General features: G+C 65.2%; 15 protein-coding genes and 2 pseudogenes. 13 read left to right on the forward strand and 4 right to left on the reverse strand.

The annotated features are described in order from the left end of the window. Window positions 1-67: 67 nt before the first annotated feature. The 12 genes and pseudogenes from IRZ56_RS21730 to IRZ56_RS21785 all read left to right on the forward strand — a co-directional run. A pseudogene (locus IRZ56_RS21730) lies at window positions 68-1,309 on the forward strand (TolC family protein); the annotation flags it as partial. Then, window positions 1,305-3,476, forward strand: coding sequence for a type I secretion system permease/ATPase (locus tag IRZ56_RS21735; RefSeq protein ID WP_196146834.1), 2,172 nt, complete (start codon window positions 1,305-1,307; stop codon window positions 3,474-3,476). The pseudogene IRZ56_RS21730 and the gene IRZ56_RS21735, both read left to right, overlap by 5 nt. After that, window positions 3,466-4,653 (forward strand): HlyD family efflux transporter periplasmic adaptor subunit, encoded by a 1,188-nt coding sequence (locus tag IRZ56_RS21740; protein ID WP_196146835.1) that lies wholly within the window; start codon window positions 3,466-3,468, stop codon window positions 4,651-4,653. The genes IRZ56_RS21735 and IRZ56_RS21740 overlap by 11 nt, the downstream gene beginning before the upstream one ends. Before the next feature lie 155 nt (window positions 4,654-4,808). Further along, entirely contained in the window at window positions 4,809-5,831 is a 1,023-nt protein-coding gene (locus tag IRZ56_RS21745; protein WP_196146836.1) for a LacI family DNA-binding transcriptional regulator, read from the forward strand. 81 nt (window positions 5,832-5,912) lie between these two features. After that, window positions 5,913-6,683, forward strand: coding sequence for a sugar phosphate isomerase/epimerase family protein (locus IRZ56_RS21750; RefSeq protein ID WP_196146837.1), 771 nt, complete (start codon window positions 5,913-5,915; stop codon window positions 6,681-6,683). Beyond that, window positions 6,676-7,629 (forward strand): sugar kinase, encoded by a 954-nt coding sequence (locus tag IRZ56_RS21755; RefSeq protein WP_196146838.1) that lies wholly within the window; start codon window positions 6,676-6,678, stop codon window positions 7,627-7,629. The genes IRZ56_RS21750 and IRZ56_RS21755 overlap by 8 nt, the downstream gene beginning before the upstream one ends. Window positions 7,630-7,693: 64 nt before the next feature. After that, a complete protein-coding gene (locus IRZ56_RS21760) occupies window positions 7,694-8,971 on the forward strand; it encodes an MFS transporter (RefSeq protein WP_196146839.1) in 1,278 nt (425 codons plus the stop codon). 9 nt (window positions 8,972-8,980) lie between these two features. Next, the gene (locus IRZ56_RS21765; RefSeq protein WP_196146840.1) at window positions 8,981-9,967 is read left to right on the forward strand and encodes a 2-hydroxyacid dehydrogenase; all 987 of its coding nucleotides are present in this window, start codon (window positions 8,981-8,983) and stop codon (window positions 9,965-9,967) included. Window positions 9,968-10,157: 190 nt separating this feature from the next. Further along, window positions 10,158-10,910, forward strand: coding sequence for a gluconate 2-dehydrogenase subunit 3 family protein (locus IRZ56_RS21770; RefSeq protein WP_196146841.1), 753 nt, complete (start codon window positions 10,158-10,160; stop codon window positions 10,908-10,910). Between the two features lie 4 nt (window positions 10,911-10,914). Next, entirely contained in the window at window positions 10,915-12,702 is a 1,788-nt protein-coding gene (locus IRZ56_RS21775; protein ID WP_196146842.1) for a GMC family oxidoreductase, read from the forward strand. A 10-nt stretch (window positions 12,703-12,712) separates the two neighbouring features. After that, a pseudogene (locus IRZ56_RS21780) lies at window positions 12,713-14,079 on the forward strand (c-type cytochrome). 128 nt (window positions 14,080-14,207) lie between these two features. Further along, window positions 14,208-15,206: a sensor domain-containing diguanylate cyclase gene (locus IRZ56_RS21785; protein ID WP_196146844.1), complete on the forward strand. Its 999-nt coding sequence runs from the start codon at window positions 14,208-14,210 to the stop codon at window positions 15,204-15,206. A gap of 214 nt (window positions 15,207-15,420) precedes the next feature. On the opposite strand, the gene lpdA is transcribed toward IRZ56_RS21785, so the two are convergent. From lpdA to IRZ56_RS21805, 4 genes are read right to left on the reverse strand one after another with little or no spacing between them, the layout of a single operon-like run. Further along, a complete protein-coding gene (gene lpdA / locus IRZ56_RS21790; protein WP_196146845.1) occupies window positions 15,421-16,800 on the reverse strand; it encodes a dihydrolipoyl dehydrogenase in 1,380 nt (459 codons plus the stop codon). Between the two features lie 2 nt (window positions 16,801-16,802). After that, window positions 16,803-18,080 (reverse strand): dihydrolipoamide acetyltransferase family protein, encoded by a 1,278-nt coding sequence (locus tag IRZ56_RS21795; protein ID WP_196146846.1) that lies wholly within the window; start codon window positions 18,078-18,080, stop codon window positions 16,803-16,805. Continuing rightward, complete coding sequence (locus IRZ56_RS21800) at window positions 18,080-19,138, reverse strand: alpha-ketoacid dehydrogenase subunit beta (protein ID WP_196146847.1); 1,059 nt, start codon at window positions 19,136-19,138, stop codon at window positions 18,080-18,082. Before IRZ56_RS21800 ends, IRZ56_RS21795 begins: the two co-directional genes overlap by 1 nt. Before the next feature lies 1 nt (window position 19,139). Continuing rightward, window positions 19,140-20,372 carry a 3-methyl-2-oxobutanoate dehydrogenase (2-methylpropanoyl-transferring) subunit alpha gene (locus tag IRZ56_RS21805; RefSeq protein ID WP_196146848.1) on the reverse strand — a complete coding sequence of 411 codons (1,233 nt, stop codon included), beginning with the start codon at window positions 20,370-20,372 and terminating at the stop codon, window positions 19,140-19,142. A 197-nt stretch (window positions 20,373-20,569) separates the two neighbouring features. Between IRZ56_RS21805 and bkdR the strand changes: the two genes are divergently transcribed. Next, on the forward strand, window positions 20,570-21,058 hold the full coding sequence (gene bkdR / locus IRZ56_RS21810; RefSeq protein WP_196146849.1) for a Bkd operon transcriptional regulator BkdR: 489 nt from the start codon (window positions 20,570-20,572) through the stop codon (window positions 21,056-21,058). The last annotated feature ends 147 nt before the right edge of the window (window positions 21,059-21,205 follow it).

Here is a 21,205-nt window from a genome sequence, read left to right on the forward strand (position 1 = left end):
ATGTAAGCCATAACGAAAAATGCTCCGTATCTTTCGATACGGAGCATTCTCTTAAAGGGCCGGGCAGATTGCTAGGTTTTCACACAGTCTGGTCTGGCTCCTTTCACTCGGCCTGCCGGTGTTGACGTCGGCTATGTCCCTCGACCAGGCAGTACGGTCGGGGCTGGCCATTCACCCGGATGTGCGTTCGGCCATCGCCGAGGCCGAACGCGCCGGCACCGAGGTGAAGATTGCCAAGGGAGGCTATTACCCGGCCTTGTCGATGTCCGGCGGGCCACAGGAATTCGAATTCGGTGAGGTCGTATACGACGTCACCGTGTCCCAGATGCTCTACGACTGGGGCCGGGTGGGCAGCAAGGTCGACGGCGCCAGCGCCACCGAGCGCAAGCAGCTGGAGGCGGTGCGGGTGGCCCAGGACGATGCGGCCCTGGACATCATCGAGACCTACCTGGACGTATTGGCCGCCACCCAGCGGGTGGAGGCTGTGCGTCAGCATCTCCAACGGCTGGATGGCGTGCGCCAGATGACCCAGGACCGCGGCGGTGACGGTTATGCCGACCGCAGCGAACTGGACCGCGCCAACCTGGAGCTGGCCCGCGCCCAGGAGCAGTTGTCTCTGGAGAAGGGCACCCTGCAGGACGCCCGCAACCAGTACGACATCCTGGTCGGGCAGCCTGCGGCGGACCTGGAGGAGCCGCAACCGATGTCCATGCAGCGCTACCTGGCCGCCAGCGACCTGAAGCAGGTCATCCGCGATTCACCCTTGCAGCGCAAGGCGGTCGAGGATGCCAACGTGGCCGAAGCCCAGGTACGTGAGGCCAAGGCCTCGCTGCTGCCGCAACTGAACCTGGAAGCCTCGGCCTTGCGGCGCGAGGTGGGTGGGCACCTGGAGAACGACTCGGTGGTGTCCTTGCGCTTTCGCATGGACACCTTCCAGGGGCTTTCCAACTTCCAGCGTCCGACCGCGGCGCAGCAGCGCCTGGAGTCGGCGCGCTGGACCGCCGATGCCATGCAACGCGACATCCGCAGGCAGTTGCAGACCTTGTTCGACACAGGCGAGACCCTGCGCTGGCGCGAACAATCGCTCAGCCAGCAGGTGACGGAAGCGGAGCAGGTCGCAGGGTTGTACCGCGAGCAGTTCGAGGTCGGTCGGCGTGACGTGATCGACCTGCTCAACGTGCAGCGCGAGCGCTTCGAGGCCGAACGCCAGTTGATCAACCTGCATTTCGAACAAAAGCGAGTCGAATATCGGGCCGCCGCCCAGGTCGGTTGGCTGGGCCCATTAGTGGAGGGGCGTTTGAATCATGGACATCGATACCAGCCAAGCGAAGGTCGTGACGTTGCCGGTGGACAACCATCAGGATCCGTTGCGTCAGGGATTGCTACTGCTGTGCCGGCAACTCGGTCGTCCACTCGGTGACGCCGAACTGGTCGACGGCATTGCCCTGGAACAGGGGCAATTGCCCCTGAGCAAAGTGGTACGGGCGCTGCGCCGTGCCGACATCGTCGCCCAGGTGGTCGAGCAGCCCTTGAGCCAGATGGACAACTACCTGCTTCCGGCACTGTTGCTGCTCGAAAATGGCCAGACCGTGCTCTTGGTGGGGCTGGAGGAGGCGCACGCACGGGTGCTGGTGCCGCAGAGCAATGGCGGTGTCGAGCGCATGGCCTTGGCCGAACTCGAGGCGCTGTACAGCGGCACGGTGATCTTCGCCAAGTGCCGGTTCCGCCCTGACGAGCGCATCGGCGACTATGCCAAGTCGCCGGGCGAACACTGGTTCTTCGGCCCGCTGCGGCGGCTGTGGCGCTCCTACACCGAGGTGGCGTTCGCCGCCTTCGCGGCCAACCTGTTGGCCATCGCTTCGGCCTTGTTCGCCATGCAGGTGTACGACCGGGTGGTGCCCAACGGCGCCTTCGACACCTTGTGGATTCTGGCCAGTGGCGTGATGGCGGCGATCGTCCTGGATGGCGTGTTGCGGATCCTGCGCGGGCATCTGCTGACGGTGCTGGGCAAGCGCCTGGACCTGCAGCTGTCGACCCTGCTGTTCTCCCGTGTACTGAGTACGCGGCTGGCGGCCAAGCCGGCCTCGATGGGTGCGTTCAGCACCCAGGTGCGCGAGTTCGAGTCGGTGCGCGAATTCTTCACCTCCTCCAGCGCCGCGTTGATCAGCGACATCCCCTTCGTGGCGATCTTTCTGTTGATCATTGCCCTGGTGGGCGGGCATGTGGTCTGGGTGCCGCTGGTGGCCTGCGTACTGATGGTGTTGCCGGGGCTGCTGACCCAACGCGTGCTCGGCTCGCTGTCGCGGCAGAACCTGCGTGAGGGGGCGATGAAGAACGGTGTGCTGCTGGAGGCCTTCGAACACCTGGAGACCGTCAAGGCCACCCGTGCCGAAGGGCGCTGCCTGCACCAGTGGGAGACTTTGACCGGCGAGCTGTCGACCACGGCCCTGCGAACCCAGGCCCTGGTCAGCGCCTTGAGCTACACCTCGAGCATCATCCAGCAGCTGTGCTACGTGGGCGTGGTGGTATTCGGCGTGTACCGGATCAACGACGGAGCGATGACGGTCGGTGCCCTGGTGGCGTGTTCGATCCTGGCCTCCCGGGCCATTGCGCCGTTGTCTCAGGTGGCCGGCATTCTGGGCCGTTGGCAGCACACCAAGGTGGCCATGGAAGGCCTGGACCAGTTGATGTCGGCGGACCAGGAACGTCCCTCCGGGCAACGCTTCGTGCACAAGGAGCGCCTGGCTGGGCATTACCAGCTCGAAGGCGTACGCGTGGCCCATGGCGACAGCCCGCCGGTGGTGAACGTGCAGGCGCTGACCATCAAGGCCGGCGAGCGCGTGGCTTTGCTCGGTGGCAACGGTGCGGGCAAGTCGTCGTTGTTGCGCCTGCTCAGCGGCCTGACCAGCCCGCAATCGGGGCGCCTGCTGCTCGACGACGTGAGCCTTGGGCAGATCGACCCGGCCGACCGCCAGCGCGGCATCGGCTACCTGCCCCAGGACGTGGCGCTGTTCCATGGCTCATTGCGCGACAACCTCAATCTGGCCAATGCCGCTTTGCCTGACGAAGACCTGCTCGAGGCCCTGGACGGCGTCGGGCTTGGCCCATTCGTGCGGGGCCATGCCCTGGGGCTGGACATGCCGATCCAGGGCAATGCCAGCCTTTCGGGCGGCCAGCGCCAGGCCGTGGGATTGGCTCGGGTACTGCTGCAGGACCCTTCGATCGTGTTGCTCGACGAGCCCACCGCGGCCTTCGACCAAGCCAGCGAATTGCAGGTGGTCAACTACCTGCAGCGCTGGCTGGGAGGCCGCACACTGATCCTGACCACCCACAAGAAAAGCATGCTGGCCCTGGTGGACCGCGCAGTGGTCCTGCGTCAGGGACAGGTCGTGATGGACGGTGCCGTACAACAGGTGGTGCAGGGCAACCAGGTCCAGGTCTCACCCGTTGTCGAGGAGCGTGCCCATGGGCGTTGAAACGAAGAATCTGCCGCTTCGCAGGCAACTGGAAGACCCGCTGCTGGCCACCACCCACCCGACCTATCGGCCGCTGCTGTGGACCCTGCTGGGCACGCTGGTGCTGTTCATCGCCTGGGCCGCGTGGGCCGAGCTGGACGAGGTGACCCGGGGCGATGGTCGCGTGGTGCCGTTCAGCCGCATCCAGAAGATCCAGAGCCTGGAAGGGGGCATTCTCGACCGCCTGCTGGTCAACGAGGGCGACCTGGTGGAAGTGGGGCAGCCGGTGGTGCAGCTGGATGAAACGCACTTTCTGACCAACTACCAGGAGTCGGCCAACCAGTCCCAGGTCCTGCGTGCGGCGATCGCCCGCCTGGACGCCGAGGTGCTGGGCAAGGACCGCATCGAGTTCCCCAGCGATATCGACGGCAAAAGCCCGCTGGCGCGCTCGGAGCAGGAACTGTTCGCTTCGCGTCGAGCCAAGCTGCACGAAGGCACCCGCGCCGTGCAGCAGCAGATCGGTCTGGCCCAGCGGCAGTTGAACCTGGTGCGACCATTGGTGGAAAAGCGTGCGGTCAGCCAGATGGAGGCGCTCAAGCTAAGTCAGGACATCGCCACCTTGACCGGCAAGCTCACCGAGCTCAAGAACACCTACTTCCAGGAGGCTTACACCGAACGCGCCGACAAGAAGGCCCAGCTGGCCCAGGTGGAACCGATCGTGCAGCAGCGGCACGACCAGTTGCGCCGCACGCAGATCCTGTCGCCGGTGCGGGGGCGGGTGAACACGGTGCTGATCAATACCCGCGGCGGTGTGATCAAGCCGGGTGACCCGATCATGGAGATCATCCCGGTGGAAGACCGGCTCCTGGTCGAGGCCAAGATCAAACCACGGGACGTGGCCTTCCTGGTCCCGGGGATGGAAGCCAAGGTGAAGATCACGGCCTATGACTACAGCATCTATGGCGACCTCAGCGGCACCCTGGAGCAGATCAGTGCCGACACCATCGAGGAGGATACGCCCCATGGCAAGGAGTCGTTCTACCAGGTGCTGATCCGCACCGACGGTAGCCAGCTGACCCGTGGTTCGGAGGTTTTGCCGATCATCCCAGGCATGGTCGCCGAAGTGGATATCCTCAGTGGCAAGCGTACCGTGCTCAATTACCTGCTGCGACCGTTGATCAAGGCGCGGCTGTATTGACCCTGCGAGATCGAGCGCCGCCCGCGCGGCGCTCGATCACACACACCGAAGCTGTCTCGACGACTGCAACCCTCTTGACGAATCCCAGCTTCCCTGTTTTATTGAAACCGTTTTCATAACCCTGCCCACATAAGCGAATACAAGAAGGTCATCGGGTGGACAAGACGCTTTCCCAGGCCCGTACACGGGTCACGATCAGCGAAGTGGCCCAGGCTGCCGGCGTTTCCAAGGCCACCGTTTCGCGCTATATCGGCGGTGATCGGCAACTGCTGGCCGACGCCACCGCCCAGCGCATCGAGGCGGTGATCGAGCAGCTCGGCTATCGCCCGAACCGCATGGCCAGTGCCCTCAAGCGCGGCCGTACGCGCCTGATCGGCATGCTCCTGGCCGATATCCGCAATCCCTATTCAGTGGCGGTGATGCACGGCGTCGAGACGGCCTGTCGCCAGCATGGCTACAGCCTGGTGGTGTGCAACACCGACTGCGACGACGACCAGGAACGCCAGCACCTGCAGGCGTTGCAGGCCTACAACGTCGACGGCTTGATCGTGAACACCCTCGGCCACCACGCCGGCGAGCTGGCCAGCCTGGCCCGCGAGCTGCCCATGGTGCTGGTGGACCGCCAACTGGCCGAGCTGCAGACCGACCTGGTGGGCCTGGACAACGCCGATGCCGTCGAGCAGGCCCTGGACCATCTACAGGCCTGTGGCTACCGCGACATCCTTGCCGTCAGTGAACCCCTCGACGGCACCAGTTCGCGGCAGGAGCGGGTGGCCGCTTTCCAGGCCTCCATCGCCCGGCGGCCCGGGTTGCGCGGCCAGGTGCTGGAAGTGAGCGCCAACCTGCCTGCGCAGCTGGCGGCCTTCCTGGCCAGCTCCGGCCATGGTCCCCAGGCCCTGTTCAGTTGCAACGGCGTGGCGACCCTGGACGTCATGCGCCACCTGCATGGGCGCGGCGAGCAGCTGTTCCAGCAACTGGGCCTGGTGGCCCTCGATGACCTGGACTGGTACCCCTTGGTCGGTGGCGGTATCACTGCCTTGGCCCAGCCCACCGAACATATCGCGGCCGCAGCGGTCCAGTGCCTGCTGGAACGCCTGCAGGGCAGCCAATTGCCGGCGCGTCGGCTTGACCTACGCGCCCAGCTCATCGTGCGAAGCTCCACCCCGATACGCAGTTGAACGCAGCGCGACCCGCGAGTCGCGCTGTTTTTTGCGTGAAAATGAAACCGGTTTCATTCGACAAGAACAAGGACAACGACGATGCATGCGAACCCTGTTTCCATCAGCCTGTCGAGCTTCGGTGCCGATACCGTGAAGCGCCGTGGCCAGGTCGCCTACCTGCCGCTGTTGGCGCAAGCTGGTGCGTGCCGCGTGGAGTGGCGTGAGGAGCTGTTCGACACCTGGCCCGATGCCGACGCCCTGGCCAAGGCCAGTGTCGAGCTGGGGCTGGAAAGCCTGTTCTCCACGCCCCTGGAGTTGTGGCGCGAGGACGGCAGCCTGGAGCCAGCGGTGGCCGAGCGGCTGCACCTGGCCGAGCGGATCGGTGCGGTGGCATTGAAAGTATCCCTTGGCCATTACCGCGACACGTGCGACCTGCACGCCCTGCGGCCTTTGCTCGGGCGCAGGACGGCACTGTTCGTGGAGAACGACCAGACTGTTCAGGGAGGGCGCTTGGAACCTCTGCGGCAGTTCTTCGAGCGTGCCGCCGCCCTTGACCTGGCACCGGGCATGACCTTCGACATCGGCAATTGGTACTGGCAGGGCGAGTCGCCCGTGCAGGCCGCACAAGCGCTGGGCCGCTGGGTGCAGTATGTGCACTGCAAGGCCGTCGCCCGGCGTGACGACGGGCGCCAGGTGGCGGTGCCGCCGCAGGCATCGGATCTGGCTGCCTGGCGGCAGTTGATGACCCATTTCATGCCCGGCGTTCCCCGTGCCATCGAGTATCCGTTGGTCGCCGACGATCTGTTGGGCTATACCCGCCAGCAGGTCCAACACTTGGCCGTGCTCGAAGTGCAGGTGCGCCATGGTTGAACATGACGTGCTCTGCTTCGGCGAAACCATGGCCATGTTCGTGGCCGAGCAGTGCGGCGACCTGGCCCAGGTGGCAGGCTTCGGCAAGCGCATTGCCGGTGCCGACAGCAACGTCGCCATCGGCCTGGCGCGCCTGGGCCTGCGGGTGAACTGGCTGAGCCGGGTGGGCGACGATTCGCTGGGGGCCTTTGTGCTCGCCAGCCTGCGTGGCGAGGGCGTGGACTGCACTCATGTCGAAATCGACCCCGCGCATCCCACAGGCTTTCAGCTCAAGGCGCGCTGCGACGATGGCAGCGACCCGCAGGTGGAATACTTCCGCCGAGGTTCGGCCGCCAGCCGCATGTCGCCGGCACAGCTGTGCTCGGAGCTGCTGAATGCCCGCCACCTGCACGCCACGGGCATCGTGCCTGCATTGTCAGCATCGTGCCGCGACCTTGCCCGGCAACTGCTCGATGCCATGCGCGCCAAGGGCCGCAGCGTTTCCTTCGACCCCAACCTGCGCCCGTCGCTGTGGCCCAACCGGCAAACCATGGTCCAGGAAATCAACGCCCTGGCGGTCAAAGCCGACTGGGTGCTGCCAGGGCTGGAGGAGGGGCGCCTGCTCACGGGCCGACAAACCCCCGAAGCCATTGCCGGTTTCTACCTGGAGCATGGCGTGCAATGCGTGGCCATCAAACTGGGCGCCGAGGGGGCCTACCTGTGCGATGCCCGGGGTGCCGAGGGAGTGGTCGCGCCTTGCCCCGTGGCGCAGGTGGTGGACACGGTGGGGGCGGGCGATGCCTTCGCCGTGGGCGTGGTCAGCGCCTTGCTCGAAGGCCACGACCTGCACCGCGCCGTGGCCCGCGGCAACTGGTGCGGCAGCCGTGCGGTGCAATCACGCGGCGACATGGAAGGCCTGCCGCAGCGCCATGAATTGAATGCCCACGAAGGCCGCTTCGGCGGTTGAACCGAACCTGCCGGCCTGGCCGGTACCTGTTGCAACAAGAACAACAAGCTCAGGAGATACAACCATGCAGATCGACCGACTTGCCCCAAGGCGCTGGTGGTACATCATGCCCATCGTCTTCATCACCTACAGCCTGGCCTACCTCGACCGCGCCAACTACGGCTTCGCTGCCGCCTCCGGCATGGCCGATGACCTGCACATCACCCCGGCCCTGTCGTCCTTGCTCGGGGCGCTGTTCTTCCTGGGCTATTTCTTCTTCCAGGTTCCCGGCGCCATTTACGCCGAAAAGCGCAGCGTCAAGAAACTGATCTTCGTCAGCCTGATCCTCTGGGGTGGCCTGGCCACGCTCACCGGCATGGTGCAGAACGTGTCGCTGCTGATCGCCATCCGCTTCCTGCTGGGGGTGGTGGAGGCGGCGGTGATGCCGGCCATGTTGATCTATCTCTGTCACTGGTTCACCCGCGCCGAACGCTCTCGGGCCAACACCTTCCTGATTCTCGGCAACCCGGTGACCATCCTGTGGATGTCGGTAGTGTCCGGGTACTTGGTCAAGCATTTCGACTGGCGCTGGATGTTCATTATCGAGGGCTTGCCGGCGGTGCTGTGGGCATTCATCTGGTGGCGCCTGGTGGACGATCGCCCAGAGCAGGCCACTTGGCTGAGGGCACAGGAGAAAACCGCGCTGCGCGAGGCCCTGGCCGCTGAGCAGCAGGGCATCAAGCCGGTGAAGAACTACCGCGAGGCGTTCCGTTCGCCCAAGGTGATCATCCTGTCGTTGCAGTACTTCTGCTGGAGCATCGGCGTCTACGGCTTCGTGCTCTGGTTGCCCTCGATCCTCAAACAGGCCGCGGCGCTGGACATCGTCACCGCTGGCTGGCTGTCGGCGGTGCCATACCTAGGCGCGGTGCTGGCCATGCTCGGGGTGTCCTGGGCGTCAGACCGGATGCAAAAGCGCAAGCGTTTCGTCTGGCCGCCCCTGCTGATCGCCGCCTTGGCTTTCTACGGCTCCTACATCCTTGGCACCGAGCATTTCTGGTGGTCGTACACCCTGCTGGTGATCGCCGGCGCTTGTATGTACGCCCCCTATGGCCCGTTCTTCGCCATCGTGCCGGAATTGCTGCCCAGCAACGTTGCCGGCGGCGCCATGGCCCTGATCAACAGCATGGGCGCGCTGGGCTCGTTCTCCGGCTCCTGGCTAGTGGGCTACCTCAACGGTGCCACCGGCGGTCCGGGTGCTTCCTATCTGTTCATGTGCGGCGCGCTGCTGGTAGCGGTGGCCCTGACGGCCGTGCTCAACCCTTCACAACAGGCACGGCGCCAACACCTGGCGCCGAGCCAATAGGTATCGACCATGAAAAAACGCATCGTCCTCTACAAACGTTTGTCCGATGAACTCATGCAGCGCCTGCAGGCCCATGCCGAGGTGACTCTGGTCGAGGCGCCAGCGGCCGATGGCCTGGCGCGGCTGCGGGCGGCCTTGCCGGGCGCCCATGGCCTGCTCGGCGCCAGCCTGCGCCTGGATGGCGAGCTGCTGGGCCTGGCGCCACAGCTGGAGGTGGTTTCCAGCGTCTCGGTGGGCGTGGACAACTACGACATCGGCGAGCTGGACCGCCGCGGCGTGTTGCTGACCAACACCCCCGACGTGCTCACCGAAACCACTGCCGATACCGGTTTCGCCTTGCTGATGGCCTGTGCCCGGCGGGTGGTGGAGCTCGATGGCTGGATTCGCAATGGCCACTGGCAGGCCGGCATCGGCCCGGCCCAGTTCGGCTGCGATGTCCACGGCAAGACACTGGGCATCGTCGGCCTGGGGCGCATCGGCGAGGCCCTGGCCCGTCGGGCCCACGCAGGGTTCGGCATGCAGGTGCTGTATCACACCCGTCAGCCACGGCCCGAAGTGGAGGCCCGCTATGGGGCGCGTCACCGCAGCCTCGAGGCCTTGCTGGCCGAGTCCGATTTCGTCTGCCTGTGCGTGCCCCTGAGCGCGCAAACGCAGAACCTCATCGGCGAGCGTGAGCTGGCGTTGATGAAGCCCTCGGCGATCCTGGTGAACATCGCCCGCGGCCGCGTGCTGGACGAGGCGGCCCTGCTGCAGGCCCTGCGCGAGCGGCGTATCCGTGGGGCGGGCCTGGATGTGTTCGTCCACGAACCACTGCCTGCCAACTCGCCGCTGCTGCAATTGGACAACCTGGTGGTGACCCCGCACATCGGCTCGGCCACTCATGAAACCCGTGAGGCCATGGCCCGCTGTGCGGTGGACAACCTGCTTGCCGCCCTGGCGGGTGAAAAACCGGCCAACCTGGTGAACCCCATCGCCTGGGAGCGCAGGGCCAGTTAATCCGCGCCAGGCTCCATCGCGGGGCAAGCCCGCTCACACAGGTGTTGATGCACCATCCTGTGGGAGCGGGCTTGTCCCGCGATGGAGGCAGCACTGTCTATGCTTTCCCGACATTACAACAACAGCCCCGCACGAACGGAGCGAATGCCATGTATGACCTGATTGACCTGTCAAAGAAGAGGCCAAAGCCATGTCCAACGACGAACCTGCCTTCGCGCACCCGGCGCGCCGCGAGTTCCTGCGCAAGTCACTGACCCTCATCCCGGTGGCGACCCTCGCCAGCACCGGCATGGGCAGTGCGGTGCTTGCCGATACCGCCACACCTGCACCCGCCAAGGCCCCCGAACAGGGCAGGGCACCCGCCCGCGCCTACCAGCCGACCTTCTTCAATGCCCAGGAGTGGGCGTTCATCTCGGCCGCAGTCGCATTGCTCATTCCTGCCGATGCCCTCGGCCCCGGTGCGGTAGAAGCCGGTGTACCGGAATTCATCGACCGCCAGCTCAATACCCGCTACGGCAGCGGTGGCCTGTGGTACATGCAGGGCCCCTTCCATCCGGACGCACCGGCCGAACTGGGTTACCAGCTCAAACTCAGCCCCCAGGAAATCTACCGGCTGGGCATCCAGGAAACCGACGCCTGGTGCAAGGCGCAATGGAACAAGCCGTTCGCCCAGCTGGACCCGGCCCAGCAGCAGCAAACCCTGGAGGCTCTGGACAGCGGCAAGGCGGCCCTGGCCTCGGTGCCTGCTGTCACTTTCTTCGCCATGCTTTGGCTCAATACCCGCGAAGGTTTCTTCAGCGACCCGCTGCACGGCGGCAACCAAGGCCTGGTCGGCTGGAAGCTGATCGGCTTCCCCGGCGCGCGTGCCGATTTCATGGATTGGGTGGAACGCGACGAGCGCTATCCCTTCCCTCCGGTATCGATCACTGGCGAGCGAGGTTGAGCGAATGGCCCAGGTGATGAAGAAAGTCGATGCGGTCATCGTCGGGTTCGGCTGGACCGGCGCCATCATGGCCAAGGAACTGACCGAAGCAGGCCTGCAGGTGGTAGCCCTGGAGCGGGGGCCGGCGCGTGACACCTACCCGGATGGCGTCTACCCGCAGACCATGGACGAGCTGACCTACAACTCGCGCAAGAAGCTGTTCATGGACATCTCCCGCGAGACCGTGACCCTGCGCCACAGCCTGAACGATGTGGCCGTGCCGTACCGCCAGTTCGGTGCTTTCCTGCCCGGCACGGGCACCGGCGGGGCCGGGCTGCACTGGTCGGGCGTGCATTTTCGGGTCGACCCGATGGAGCTGCGCATGCGCAGCCACTATGAAGAACGCTATGGCAAGGCCTTCATTCCCGAAGGCATGACCATCCAGGATTTCGGCGTCAGCTACGAAGAGCTGGAGCCGTACTTCGATTTCGCCGAAAAAGTCTTCGGCACCTCCGGCACTGCCTGGTCGATCAAGGGGCAGGTAGTGGGGCGCAACAAGGGCGGCAACCCCTTCTCCCCGGACCGCTCCGATGACTTCCCGCTGCCGGCGCAGAAGAACACCGTCTCGGCGCAGCTGTTCGAGAAGGCGGCCCGCGAGGTCGGCTACCACCCCTACAATTTGCCGTCGGCCAATACTTCTGGGCCCTACACCAACCCCTACGGGGCGCAGATGGGCCCGTGCAATTTCTGCGGCTACTGCAGCGGCTATGCCTGCTACATGTATTCCAAGGCCTCGCCCAACGTGAACATCCTGCCGGCCCTGCGCCAGGTACCGAACTTCGAACTGCGCAACAATGCCCACGTGCTGCGGGTCAACCTCAACGCCGAGAAGAATCTGGCCACCGGCGTGACCTACGTCGATGCCCAGGGGCGTGAGGTGGAACAGCCGGCGGACCTGGTGATCCTTGGCGCCTTCCAGTTCAACAACGTGCGCCTGATGCTGCTCTCGGGCATCGGCAAACCCTATGACCCGGTCAGCAACCAGGGCGTGGTGGGGCGCAACTTCGCTTTCCAGAACCTGTCCACGGTGAGCGCCTTCTTCGACAAGAACAGCCACCACACCAACCCCTTCATCGGTGCTGGCGGCAATGGCGTGGCGGTGGATGACTTCAACGCCGACAACTTCGACCATGGCCCGCTCGGTTTCGTCGGCGGTTCGCCGTTCTGGGTCAACCAGGCTGGCACCAAGCCCATTTCCGGCACCAAGACCCCGCCGGGCACGCCCAAGTGGGGCAGCGCCTGGAAGGCCGCGGTGGCCGACAGCTACAGCCACATGCTGTCGATGGATGCCCATGGCGCGCACCAGTCCTACCGCGACAATTACCTGGACCTGGACCCGGTGTACAAGGACGCCTACGGCCTGCCGCTGCTGCGCATGACCTTCGACTGGAAAGACAACGACGTGAAGATGAACCGCTTCATGGTCGAGCAGATGCGCAAGATCGCCGAGGCCATGGGTCCCAAGGCCATCGCCGCGTCGATGAAGGCGTTCGGTCAGCACTTCGACGCCACCGTGTATCAGACCACCCACCTCAACGGCGGCGCGATCATGGGCACCGACCCCAAGACCAGTGCCATCAACCGCTACCTGCAAAGCTGGGACGTGCACAACGTTTTCGTGCCGGGCGCCTCGGCCTTCCCTCAAGGGCTGGGCTACAACCCCACCGGGTTGGTGGCGGCGCTGACCTATTGGTCGGCGCGGGCCATTCGCGAGCAGTACCTGAAGAGCCCCGGTCCACTGGTGCAGGCATAGGAGGCCGACCATGAAACGATTGTTGACCGCCGCCCTCTGCCTGGGCGCCAGTACCCTGTTGCACGCTGCCGATGCGCCCGACCCCGCCTTGATCAAGCAGGGCGAGTACCTGGCTCGCGCCGGCGATTGCGTGGCCTGCCATACCGCCAAGGGCGGCAAGCCGTTCGCCGGCGGCCTGCCCATGGAGACGCCCATCGGCACGATCTATTCGACCAACATCACCCCGGACCCGAGCGGCATCGGCGACTACAGCTACGAGGACTTCGAGCGTGCCGTGCGCCAGGGCATCGGCCTGAATGGCAGCACCCTGTACCCGGCCATGCCATACCCGTCCTATGCGCGGGTCAGCGACGAGGATATGCAGGCGCTCTATGCCTACTTCATGCACGGCGTGCAGCCGGTGGAGCAAGCCAACAAGGACAGCGATATCCCCTGGCCGCTGAGCATGCGCTGGCCGTTGGCGTTCTGGCGCGGGTTGTTCGCGCCTGAGGTCAAGCCGTTCGAGGCCGGCGGGCGCGACCCAGTGGTGGCCCGCGGGGCCTACCTGGTCGAGGGCCTCGGCCATTGTGGCGCCTGCCACACGCCGCGAGCACTGACCATGCAGGAAAAAGCCCTGGATGCCGACGACGGCGATGCCTACCTGGCCGGCAGCGCGCCACTGGAAGGTTGGATCGCCAAGAGCCTGCGGGGCGATCACAAGGATGGCCTGGGCAGTTGGAGCGAGGCGCAGATCGTGGCGTTCCTCAAGACTGGGCGCAACGAGCGTACGGCGGTCTTCGGCGGCATGAGCGACGTGGTCGAGCACAGCATGCAATACATGAGCGACGCCGACCTCAGCGCCATCGCCCGTTACCTGAAGACCTTGCCGCCGGTGAACCCGGACGACAAGCCGTTCCAGGAGGATCGCCAGGTCGCCGATGCGTTGTGGAAGGGCGACGACGCCAAGCCCGGTGCGGCGCTCTACGTGGACAATTGCGCCGCCTGCCACCGCACCGATGGCAAGGGCTACGCGCGGGTGTTCCCGGCGTTGGCCGGCAACCCGGTACTGCAGGGCGAGGATGCCACTTCGCTGATCCATATCGTGCTCGAAGGCGGCACCTTGCCTGCAACGCAGACAGCGCCATCGACCTTCACCATGCCAGCCTTTGCCTGGCGGATGAATGACCAGCAGGTGGCCGACGTGGTTAACTTCATCCGCAGCAGCTGGGGCAACCAGGCGGCTGCGGTGACTGCAGCCCAGGTGGCTGGTCTGCGCAAGCAGCCGGCGCCGATGCTCAAGGCCGAGTCGCTGATCGGGGATACCACGGGGGTCAAGGAGCCTTGAGCCATGGGGGGTCGTTGCGCGGCCCCTTTTGCGGCACAAAGCCGCTCCTGTAGCGTTGCGTGAACGTTACAGACCCGCTCGCCTGGGCTTGCAAAGGCACGAAAGCGGCCGCTTGGGCTATCTGCCAGCACTGTACCGTGCAGCTATGCTTGCCACCGAGGGGAGCCCAAGGGAGTGTGTGATGAGTCAGGAGCCCAAGCCGGTGCCCGCCGGTTTCAGCGAGCAGCAGCTGCATACCTTGTTCGAGCTGATCAGCGATGGCATCTGGGATTGGCATGCCAATTCCGGCTACGTCTACCGCAACCCCGGCTGGTACGCCATGCTCGGCTACGAAAGCCATTCCCTGGCCAATACCGTGCTGACCTGGGAAAGCGTCATCCACCCGGAGGACTACCCTCGGGTCATGGCCCATTTCGAGGCCTACATCAACCAGCGCAACGAGCGCTACCGTATCGAATACCGCTGCCGTTGCCAGGACGGCAGCTACCTATGGATCGAGGACAGCGGCCACATCATTGCCCGCAACGAGGATGGTTCGGTGGCACGCATGCTCGGGGCGCACCGCAACATCGACGCCGGCAAACGCCTGGTGATCGAGCTGCAGCAGAAGAACCAGTCCTTGGAAACCCTGGTGGCCGAGCGCACCCGGGAGCTGTCCTGGGTCAACCAGCAACTGCAACGTCAGCTCGACGAGAATCTCGAGCTTGCCGAGCGCGACGCGCTGACTCGCACTGCCAACCGTTATCGCCTGGAGAAGACCCTGCAGCAGGAATGCGAACGAGCCCGGCGTTTCCGCCAGCCGCTGTCGCTGATCGTCATGGACGTGGATGACTTCAAGCCGATCAACGACTGCCACGGTCATGCCCGCGGGGATGCGGCGTTGGTGGAGGTGGTCGAGTGCGTCCGACGTTGCCTGCGCCCTCAGGACCTGCTGGCGCGTTGGGGGGGCGACGAATTCGTTGCCGTGCTGCCGCAAACGCCGGTGGAAGAGGCACTGGAAATTTCAGGTGCGATCCGCCAGGCCATGGAGGCGGTGGAGCCGATCGGCGATTGCCGTTTGACCATGAGCTTCGGGGTGGTGCGCTGGCAGGACGATGAAGACCAGCACGACTTGCTGGCGCGGGCTGACCGGGCGCTGTACCGGGCCAAGGCGGCGGGCAAGAACACCATATTCGAATGAGCTGCAGGCGGCCCCTGTAGGAGCGGGCTTGCCCCGCGATCGGGCGTGAAGCGGCCGTAAAACCAGCCACCTCGATACCGAGGTTTACCGGATTTGCGGCCGCTACGCGCCCGATCGCGGGGCAAGCCCGCTCCTACAGGACGGCGTAAGCCGGGAAAAAAGACCCGCGGCGCCTGGGGCGCAGCGGGTCAAATCGGCCGTCGCCGCTTCAGTGTCAGATATGCAGGGCGTGGCCCAAGGCGCGCAGGGCCGCTTCCTGGACCGTTTCGCCCAGGGTCGGGTGCGCATGGATGGTGCCGGCGACATCTTCCAGCCGCGCGCCCATTTCCAGGGACTGGGCAAAGGCGGTGGACAACTCCGAGACCGCCACCCCCACGGCCTGCCAGCCGAGGATCAGGTGGTTGTCACGGCGAGCCACTACGCGCACGAAGCCGCTTTTCGATTCCAGGGTCATGGCCCGGCCGTTGGCGGCGAAGGGGAACTGCGCGACGATGCAGTCCAGACCTTGCTGGCTGGCTTGCTCCGGGGTCTTGCCGACCACCACCACTTCCGGGTCGGTGAAGCACACCGCGGCAATTGCAGCCGGCTCGAAACGCCGCGCCTTGCCGGCGATGATTTCCGCCACCATCTCCCCCTGGGCCATGGCGCGGTGGGCCAGCATTGGCTCGCCGGCTACATCGCCAATGGCCCAGACGTTGCGCATGCTGGTCTGGCAGCGTTCGTCGATGGCCACTGCCGCGCCGTTCATCTTCAGGTCCAGGCATTCGAGGTTGAAACCCTGGGTGCGCGGGCGGCGGCCGACCGCGACCAACACCTGGTCAGCTTCCAGGCGCAGTTGCCCGCCCTGGCCGTCGTTGGCCAGCAGGCAGCCGTTCTCGTAGCCTTCGACGCTGTGCCCCAGGTACAGGGTGATGCCCAGTTTCTTCACCGACTCGGCCACCGGCTGGGTCAGTTCGGCGTCGTAGGTCGGCAGAATACGCTCGCGGGCTTCCACCACGCTGACCTGCACACCCAGCTTGCGGTAGGCGATGCCCAGCTCCAGGCCGATATAGCCGCCGCCGACCACCACCAGGTGCTGGGGCAGGGCCTTGGGGGCCAGGGCTTCAGTAGAGGAAATCACCGGGCCGCCCAATGGCAGCATCGGCAATTCCACGCTGGTGGAGCCGGTGGCCAGCAGCAAGTGCTCGCACTGGATTCGCTGGCCATCGACCTCGACGTTCTTGCCGTCGAGAATCCTGGCCCAGCCGTGGATCACCTTCACGCCGTTCTTCTTCAGCAGCGCGGCGACGCCGGTGGTCAGGCGATCGACGATGCCGTCCTTCCAGGCCACGCTGCGGGTGATGTCCAGGCGCGGTGCGGACACGCTGATGCCCAGCGGCGAGTGGTCATCGAGGCGGCTGGCCTGGTGAAACTGCTCGGCCACATGGATCAGCGCCTTGGACGGAATGCACCCGATGTTCAGGCAGGTGCCGCCCAGGGCCTGGCCTTCGACCAGCACGGTGGGGATGCCCAATTGGCCGGCGCGGATGGCGGCGATGTAGCCGCCAGGGCCGCCACCGATGATCAGTAGGGTGGTGTTGAGGATCTGTTGCATGCTCACTCCACGAACAGGCAGGCGGGCTGTTCCAGCAGGCCACGTACGGCCTGGATGAACAGGGCGGCATCCATGCCATCGACCACGCGGTGGTCGAAGGAGCTGGACAGGTTCATCATCTTGCGCACGACGATCTGGCCGTCGATCACCACGGGCCGTTCGACCATACGGTTGACCCCGACGATGGCCACTTCCGGCGTGTTGACCACCGGCGTGCTGGCGATACCGCCCAGGGCGCCGAGGCTGGTCAGGGTGATGGTCGAGCCCGACAACTCGTCGCGGTTGGCCTTGTTGTTGCGCGCCGCGTTGGCCAGGCGGGCGATCTCGGCGGCGTTGCTCCACAGGCTGCCGGCTTCGGCATGGCGCAGCACCGGCACCATCAGGCCGTTGTCGCCCTGAGTGGCGATGCCTACATGCACGGCACCATGGCGGGTGATGACCTGGGCTTCGTCGTCGTAGGTGGCGTTGATCTGCGGGAAATCGCGCAGGGCCACGACCATGGCGCGCACGATGAACGGCAGCAGGGTCAGTTTGCCGCGGCTTTCGCCGTGCTTCTGGTTGAGCTGTTGGCGCAGGGCTTCCAGGGCAGTGACGTCGATTTCCTCGACGTAGCTGAAGTGGGCGACGCGGCGCTTGGCGTCCTGCATGCGCTGGGCGATCTTGCGACGCAGGCCGATGACCGGAATCTGCTCACTGCCTTTGCGCCTGGCGTAGCCGCTCGGCGCCTGGCCTGCAGTGCTGTGGGGCTTGCTGATGAAGGCGTCGAGGTCTTCGTGCAGGATGCGCCCCGCCGGGCCGCTGCCATGCACGTAGCGCAGCTCGATACCGGCATCCAGGGCGCGCTTGCGCACGGCCGGGGAGGCCAGAGGCTTGTCGCTGGCCTGGCGCGGCACGATGGGCGCGGTGGCGCTGGCTGTAGCAGGCTGGCTGGCCACCACCTGCGGTTCGCTGCGCGGAGGCTCGGCGACCGGTGCCGGAGCGGGGGTAGCGACGGCTTCGACGGGTTTGGCCTGCGGCTCGTCCACGTGGTTGCCGCCGCCTTCGACCTCGATGCGGATCAGCTCGCTGCCGACCGCCATCACCTCACCGGGCTGGCCGCCCAGGGCCAGTACCTTGCCGCTGACCGGCGAAGGGATTTCCACGGTGGCCTTGTCGGTCATGACATCGGCCACCACCTGGTCCTCGGCGATCACATCGCCGACCTTGACGAACCATTCCACCAACTCGACCTGTGCGATGCCTTCGCCGATGTCCGGCATCTTGATGACGTGCGTGCCCATTAGACCTCCATGACCCGTTTCAATGCCGCGCCTACCCGCGAAGGGCCGGGGAAGTAGGCCCATTCCTGTGCGTGAGGGTAGGGGGTGTCCCAACCGGTGACGCGCTCGATGGGCGCCTCGAGGTGATGGAAGCAATGCTCCTGGACCAGCGACACCAGTTCGGCGCCGAAGCCGCAGGTACGGGTGGCCTCGTGGACCACCACGCAGCGGCCGGTCTTCTTCACCGACTCGACGATGGTCTCCAGGTCCAGCGGCCATAGGCTGCGCAGGTCGATGACTTCGGCGTCGACGCCGGTCTCTTCGGCGGCTACCTGGGACACGTACACCGTGGTGCCGTAGGTCAGCACGGTCACGTCGTTACCTGGACGGGCAATGGCCGCCTTGTCCAGCGGGACCTGGTAATAGCCGTCGGGCACCGCGCTCTGCGGGTGCTTGGACCACGGCGTCACCGGGCGGTCGTGGTGGCCGTCGAACGGGCCGTTGTACAGGCGCTTGGGCTCCAGGAAGATCACCGGGTCGTCGCATTCGATGGCGGCGATCAACAGGCCCTTGGCGTCATAGGGGTTGGACGGCATCACCGTGCGCAGGCCGCAGACCTGAGTGAACATCGCCTCCGGGCTCTGGCTGTGGGTCTGGCCGCCATAGATACCGCCGCCGCAGGGCATGCGCAGAGTCAGCGGGGCGGTGAACTGGCCGGCCGAGCGGTAGCGCAGGCGGGCCATCTCCGAGACGATCTGGTCGGAGGCGGGGTAGAAGTAGTCGGCGAACTGGATCTCCACCACCGGGCGCAGGCCATAGGCGCCCATGCCCACGGCGGTGCCGACGATGCCGCTTTCGGAAATCGGTGCATCGAATACACGCGACTTGCCGTACTTGGCCTGAAGGCCTTCGGTGCAACGGAACACGCCGCCGAAGTAACCGACGTCCTGACCGTAGATCACCACGTTGTCATCGCGCTCGAGCATGATGTCCATGGCCGAGCGCAGGGCCTGGATCATGGTCATGGTGGTGGTGGACATGGCGGATTCCAGATGGATGCTGTTGTTGTGATCGTTCATCTCAGACCCCCAGTTCCTGGCGCTGGCGGCGCAGGTGTTCAGGCATTTCCTTGTACACATCCTCGAACATCGAGGCAGCACTCGGGATGTGGCCATTGCCCAGGGTGCCGTACTGCTCGGCTTCTTTCTGGGCCTTGAGGATCTCGGCCTCGAGCTCGGCGGTGACCGCCTGGTGTTCTTCCTCGGACCAGTGGCCGCTGGCGATCAGGTGCTGCTTCAGGCGCGCGATCGGGTCACCCAGCGGGAAGTGGCTCCAGTCGTCGGCCGGGCGGTACTTGGACGGGTCGTCCGAGGTCGAGTGTGGGCCTGCGCGGTAGGTGACCCATTCGATCAAGGTCGGGCCCAAGCCACGGCGGGCACGTTCGGCGGCCCAGCGCGAGGCTGCGTAGACGGCGATGAAGTCGTTGCCGTCGACACGCAGCGAGGCGATGCCGCACCCAACGCCACGGCCGGCGAAGGTGGTCGACTCACCGCCAGCGATGGCCTGGAAGGTGGAGATGGCCCACTGGTTGTTGACCACGTTGAGAATCACCGGGGCGCGGTAGACGTGGGCGAAGGTCAGGGCGGTGTGGAAGTCCGACTCGGCGGTGGCACCATCGCCGATCCAGGCCGAGGCGATCTTGGTGTCACCCTTGATCGCCGAGGCCATGGCCCAGCCGACCGCCTGCACGAACTGGGTGGCCAGGTTGCCGCTGATGGTGAAGAAGCCGGCCTCGCGCACCGAGTACATGATCGGCAGCTGGCGGCCCTTGAGCGGGTCGCGCTCGTTGGACAGCAGCTGGCAGATCATTTCGACCAGGGACACCTCCCGGGCCATCAGGATGCTCTGCTGACGGTAGGTCGGGAAGCACATGTCGGTGTATTGCAGCGCCAGGGCCTGGGCGCTGCCGATGGCTTCCTCGCCCAGGCTCTGCATGTAGAAGGACATCTTCTTCTGGCGCTGGGCGACGACCATGCGGTTGTCGAAGATCCGCGTCTTGAGCATGGCGCGCATGCCTTGGCGCAGGACTTGCGGGTCGATGTCCTCGGCCCAGGGGCCGACGGCGTTGCCGTGCTCGTCCAGGACGCGAATCAGGCTGTAGGAGAGGTCCGCGGTATCGGCGGGCTCCACATCGACAGGAGGTTTACGGACAAGACCGGCGTCGTTCAGACGCAGGTAGGAAAAATCGGTCTGGCAGCCTGGCCGGCCGGTAGGCTCGGGCACATGCAGACGCAGGGGGGCGTACTCGTTCATGCCTTTTACGCTCGCTCGAATGTTGTTTTTGTGAGCTTTGAAGCGGTCGCTGCTGAGTACCGGCTTGTGACCGGTAGGTCAGCGTTAGATACATCATAGGGGCAGGGCCGAAGAATTTTTCTCTCAAGTTGATTGCCTTTGCCTGACGGGCCAGATAAACATTCCGCATAAACACAAAAAACCGGTGAATTTGTCTCATGCGCAAACTCGATCGTACGGATATCGGCATTCTCAACAGCCTTCAGGAAAACGCTCGCATCACCAACGCAGAACTGGCCCGCTCGGTGAACCTGTCGCCGACGCCTTGCTTCAACCGGGTCAAGGCTATGGAGGAACTGGGGGTGATTCGCCAGCAGGTAACCCTGCTGGCACCCGAGGTGCTGGGGCTGGACGTGAACGTGTTCATTCATGTGAGCCTGGAGAAGCAGGTGGAGCAGTCGCTGCATCGCTTCGAGGAAGAGATCGCCGAACGGCCCGAGGTGATGGAGTGCTACCTGATGACCGGCGATCCGGACTACCTGCTGCGTGTGCTGCTGCCGAGCATCCAGGCGCTGGAGCGGTTCCTCGATTACCTGACGCGGTTGCCCGGGGTGGCCAATATCCGCTCGAGCTTTGCCCTCAAGCAGGTGCGCTACAAGACCGCGCTGCCGTTGCCGGCCAATGGCATGACCTTGCGCGAGTCTTGAAAGTCGGCACCGGCCCCATCGCTGGCAGCCAGCTCGCACACCTATGGCACCGCTTTTGTGGGAGATTCTATGGTTGTGGGCAAGCCGGCTCCCACTGGTGCAGCGCCAACCACACCCTGTGGGAGCCGGCTTGCCGGCGATGAAGAC

The sequence above is a fragment of the Pseudomonas guariconensis genome (genome assembly GCF_015680235.1).
GTDB classification, from domain to species: domain Bacteria; phylum Pseudomonadota; class Gammaproteobacteria; order Pseudomonadales; family Pseudomonadaceae; genus Aquipseudomonas; species Aquipseudomonas guariconensis_A.

What these genes read in the sequence shown, in the direction of transcription:
- IRZ56_RS21735 (WP_196146834.1), top strand. Translation starts at nt 1,305, where the DNA reads ATGGACATCGATACCAGCCAAGCGAAGGTCGTGACGTTGCCGGTGGAC.
- IRZ56_RS21740 (WP_196146835.1), top strand. Translation starts at nt 3,466, where the DNA reads ATGGGCGTTGAAACGAAGAATCTGCCGCTTCGCAGGCAACTGGAAGAC.
- IRZ56_RS21750 (WP_196146837.1), top strand. Translation starts at nt 5,913, where the DNA reads ATGCATGCGAACCCTGTTTCCATCAGCCTGTCGAGCTTCGGTGCCGAT.
- IRZ56_RS21755 (WP_196146838.1), top strand. Translation starts at nt 6,676, where the DNA reads ATGGTTGAACATGACGTGCTCTGCTTCGGCGAAACCATGGCCATGTTC.
- IRZ56_RS21760 (WP_196146839.1), top strand. Translation starts at nt 7,694, where the DNA reads ATGCAGATCGACCGACTTGCCCCAAGGCGCTGGTGGTACATCATGCCC.
- IRZ56_RS21765 (WP_196146840.1), top strand. Translation starts at nt 8,981, where the DNA reads ATGAAAAAACGCATCGTCCTCTACAAACGTTTGTCCGATGAACTCATG.
- IRZ56_RS21770 (WP_196146841.1), top strand. Translation starts at nt 10,158, where the DNA reads ATGTCCAACGACGAACCTGCCTTCGCGCACCCGGCGCGCCGCGAGTTC.
- IRZ56_RS21775 (WP_196146842.1), top strand. Translation starts at nt 10,915, where the DNA reads ATGGCCCAGGTGATGAAGAAAGTCGATGCGGTCATCGTCGGGTTCGGC.
- IRZ56_RS21785 (WP_196146844.1), top strand. Translation starts at nt 14,208, where the DNA reads ATGAGTCAGGAGCCCAAGCCGGTGCCCGCCGGTTTCAGCGAGCAGCAG.
- lpdA (WP_196146845.1), bottom strand. Translation starts at nt 16,800, where the DNA reads ATGCAACAGATCCTCAACACCACCCTACTGATCATCGGTGGCGGCCCT.
- IRZ56_RS21795 (WP_196146846.1), bottom strand. Translation starts at nt 18,080, where the DNA reads ATGGGCACGCACGTCATCAAGATGCCGGACATCGGCGAAGGCATCGCA.
- IRZ56_RS21800 (WP_196146847.1), bottom strand. Translation starts at nt 19,138, where the DNA reads ATGAACGATCACAACAACAGCATCCATCTGGAATCCGCCATGTCCACC.
- IRZ56_RS21805 (WP_196146848.1), bottom strand. Translation starts at nt 20,372, where the DNA reads ATGAACGAGTACGCCCCCCTGCGTCTGCATGTGCCCGAGCCTACCGGC.
- bkdR (WP_196146849.1), top strand. Translation starts at nt 20,570, where the DNA reads ATGCGCAAACTCGATCGTACGGATATCGGCATTCTCAACAGCCTTCAG.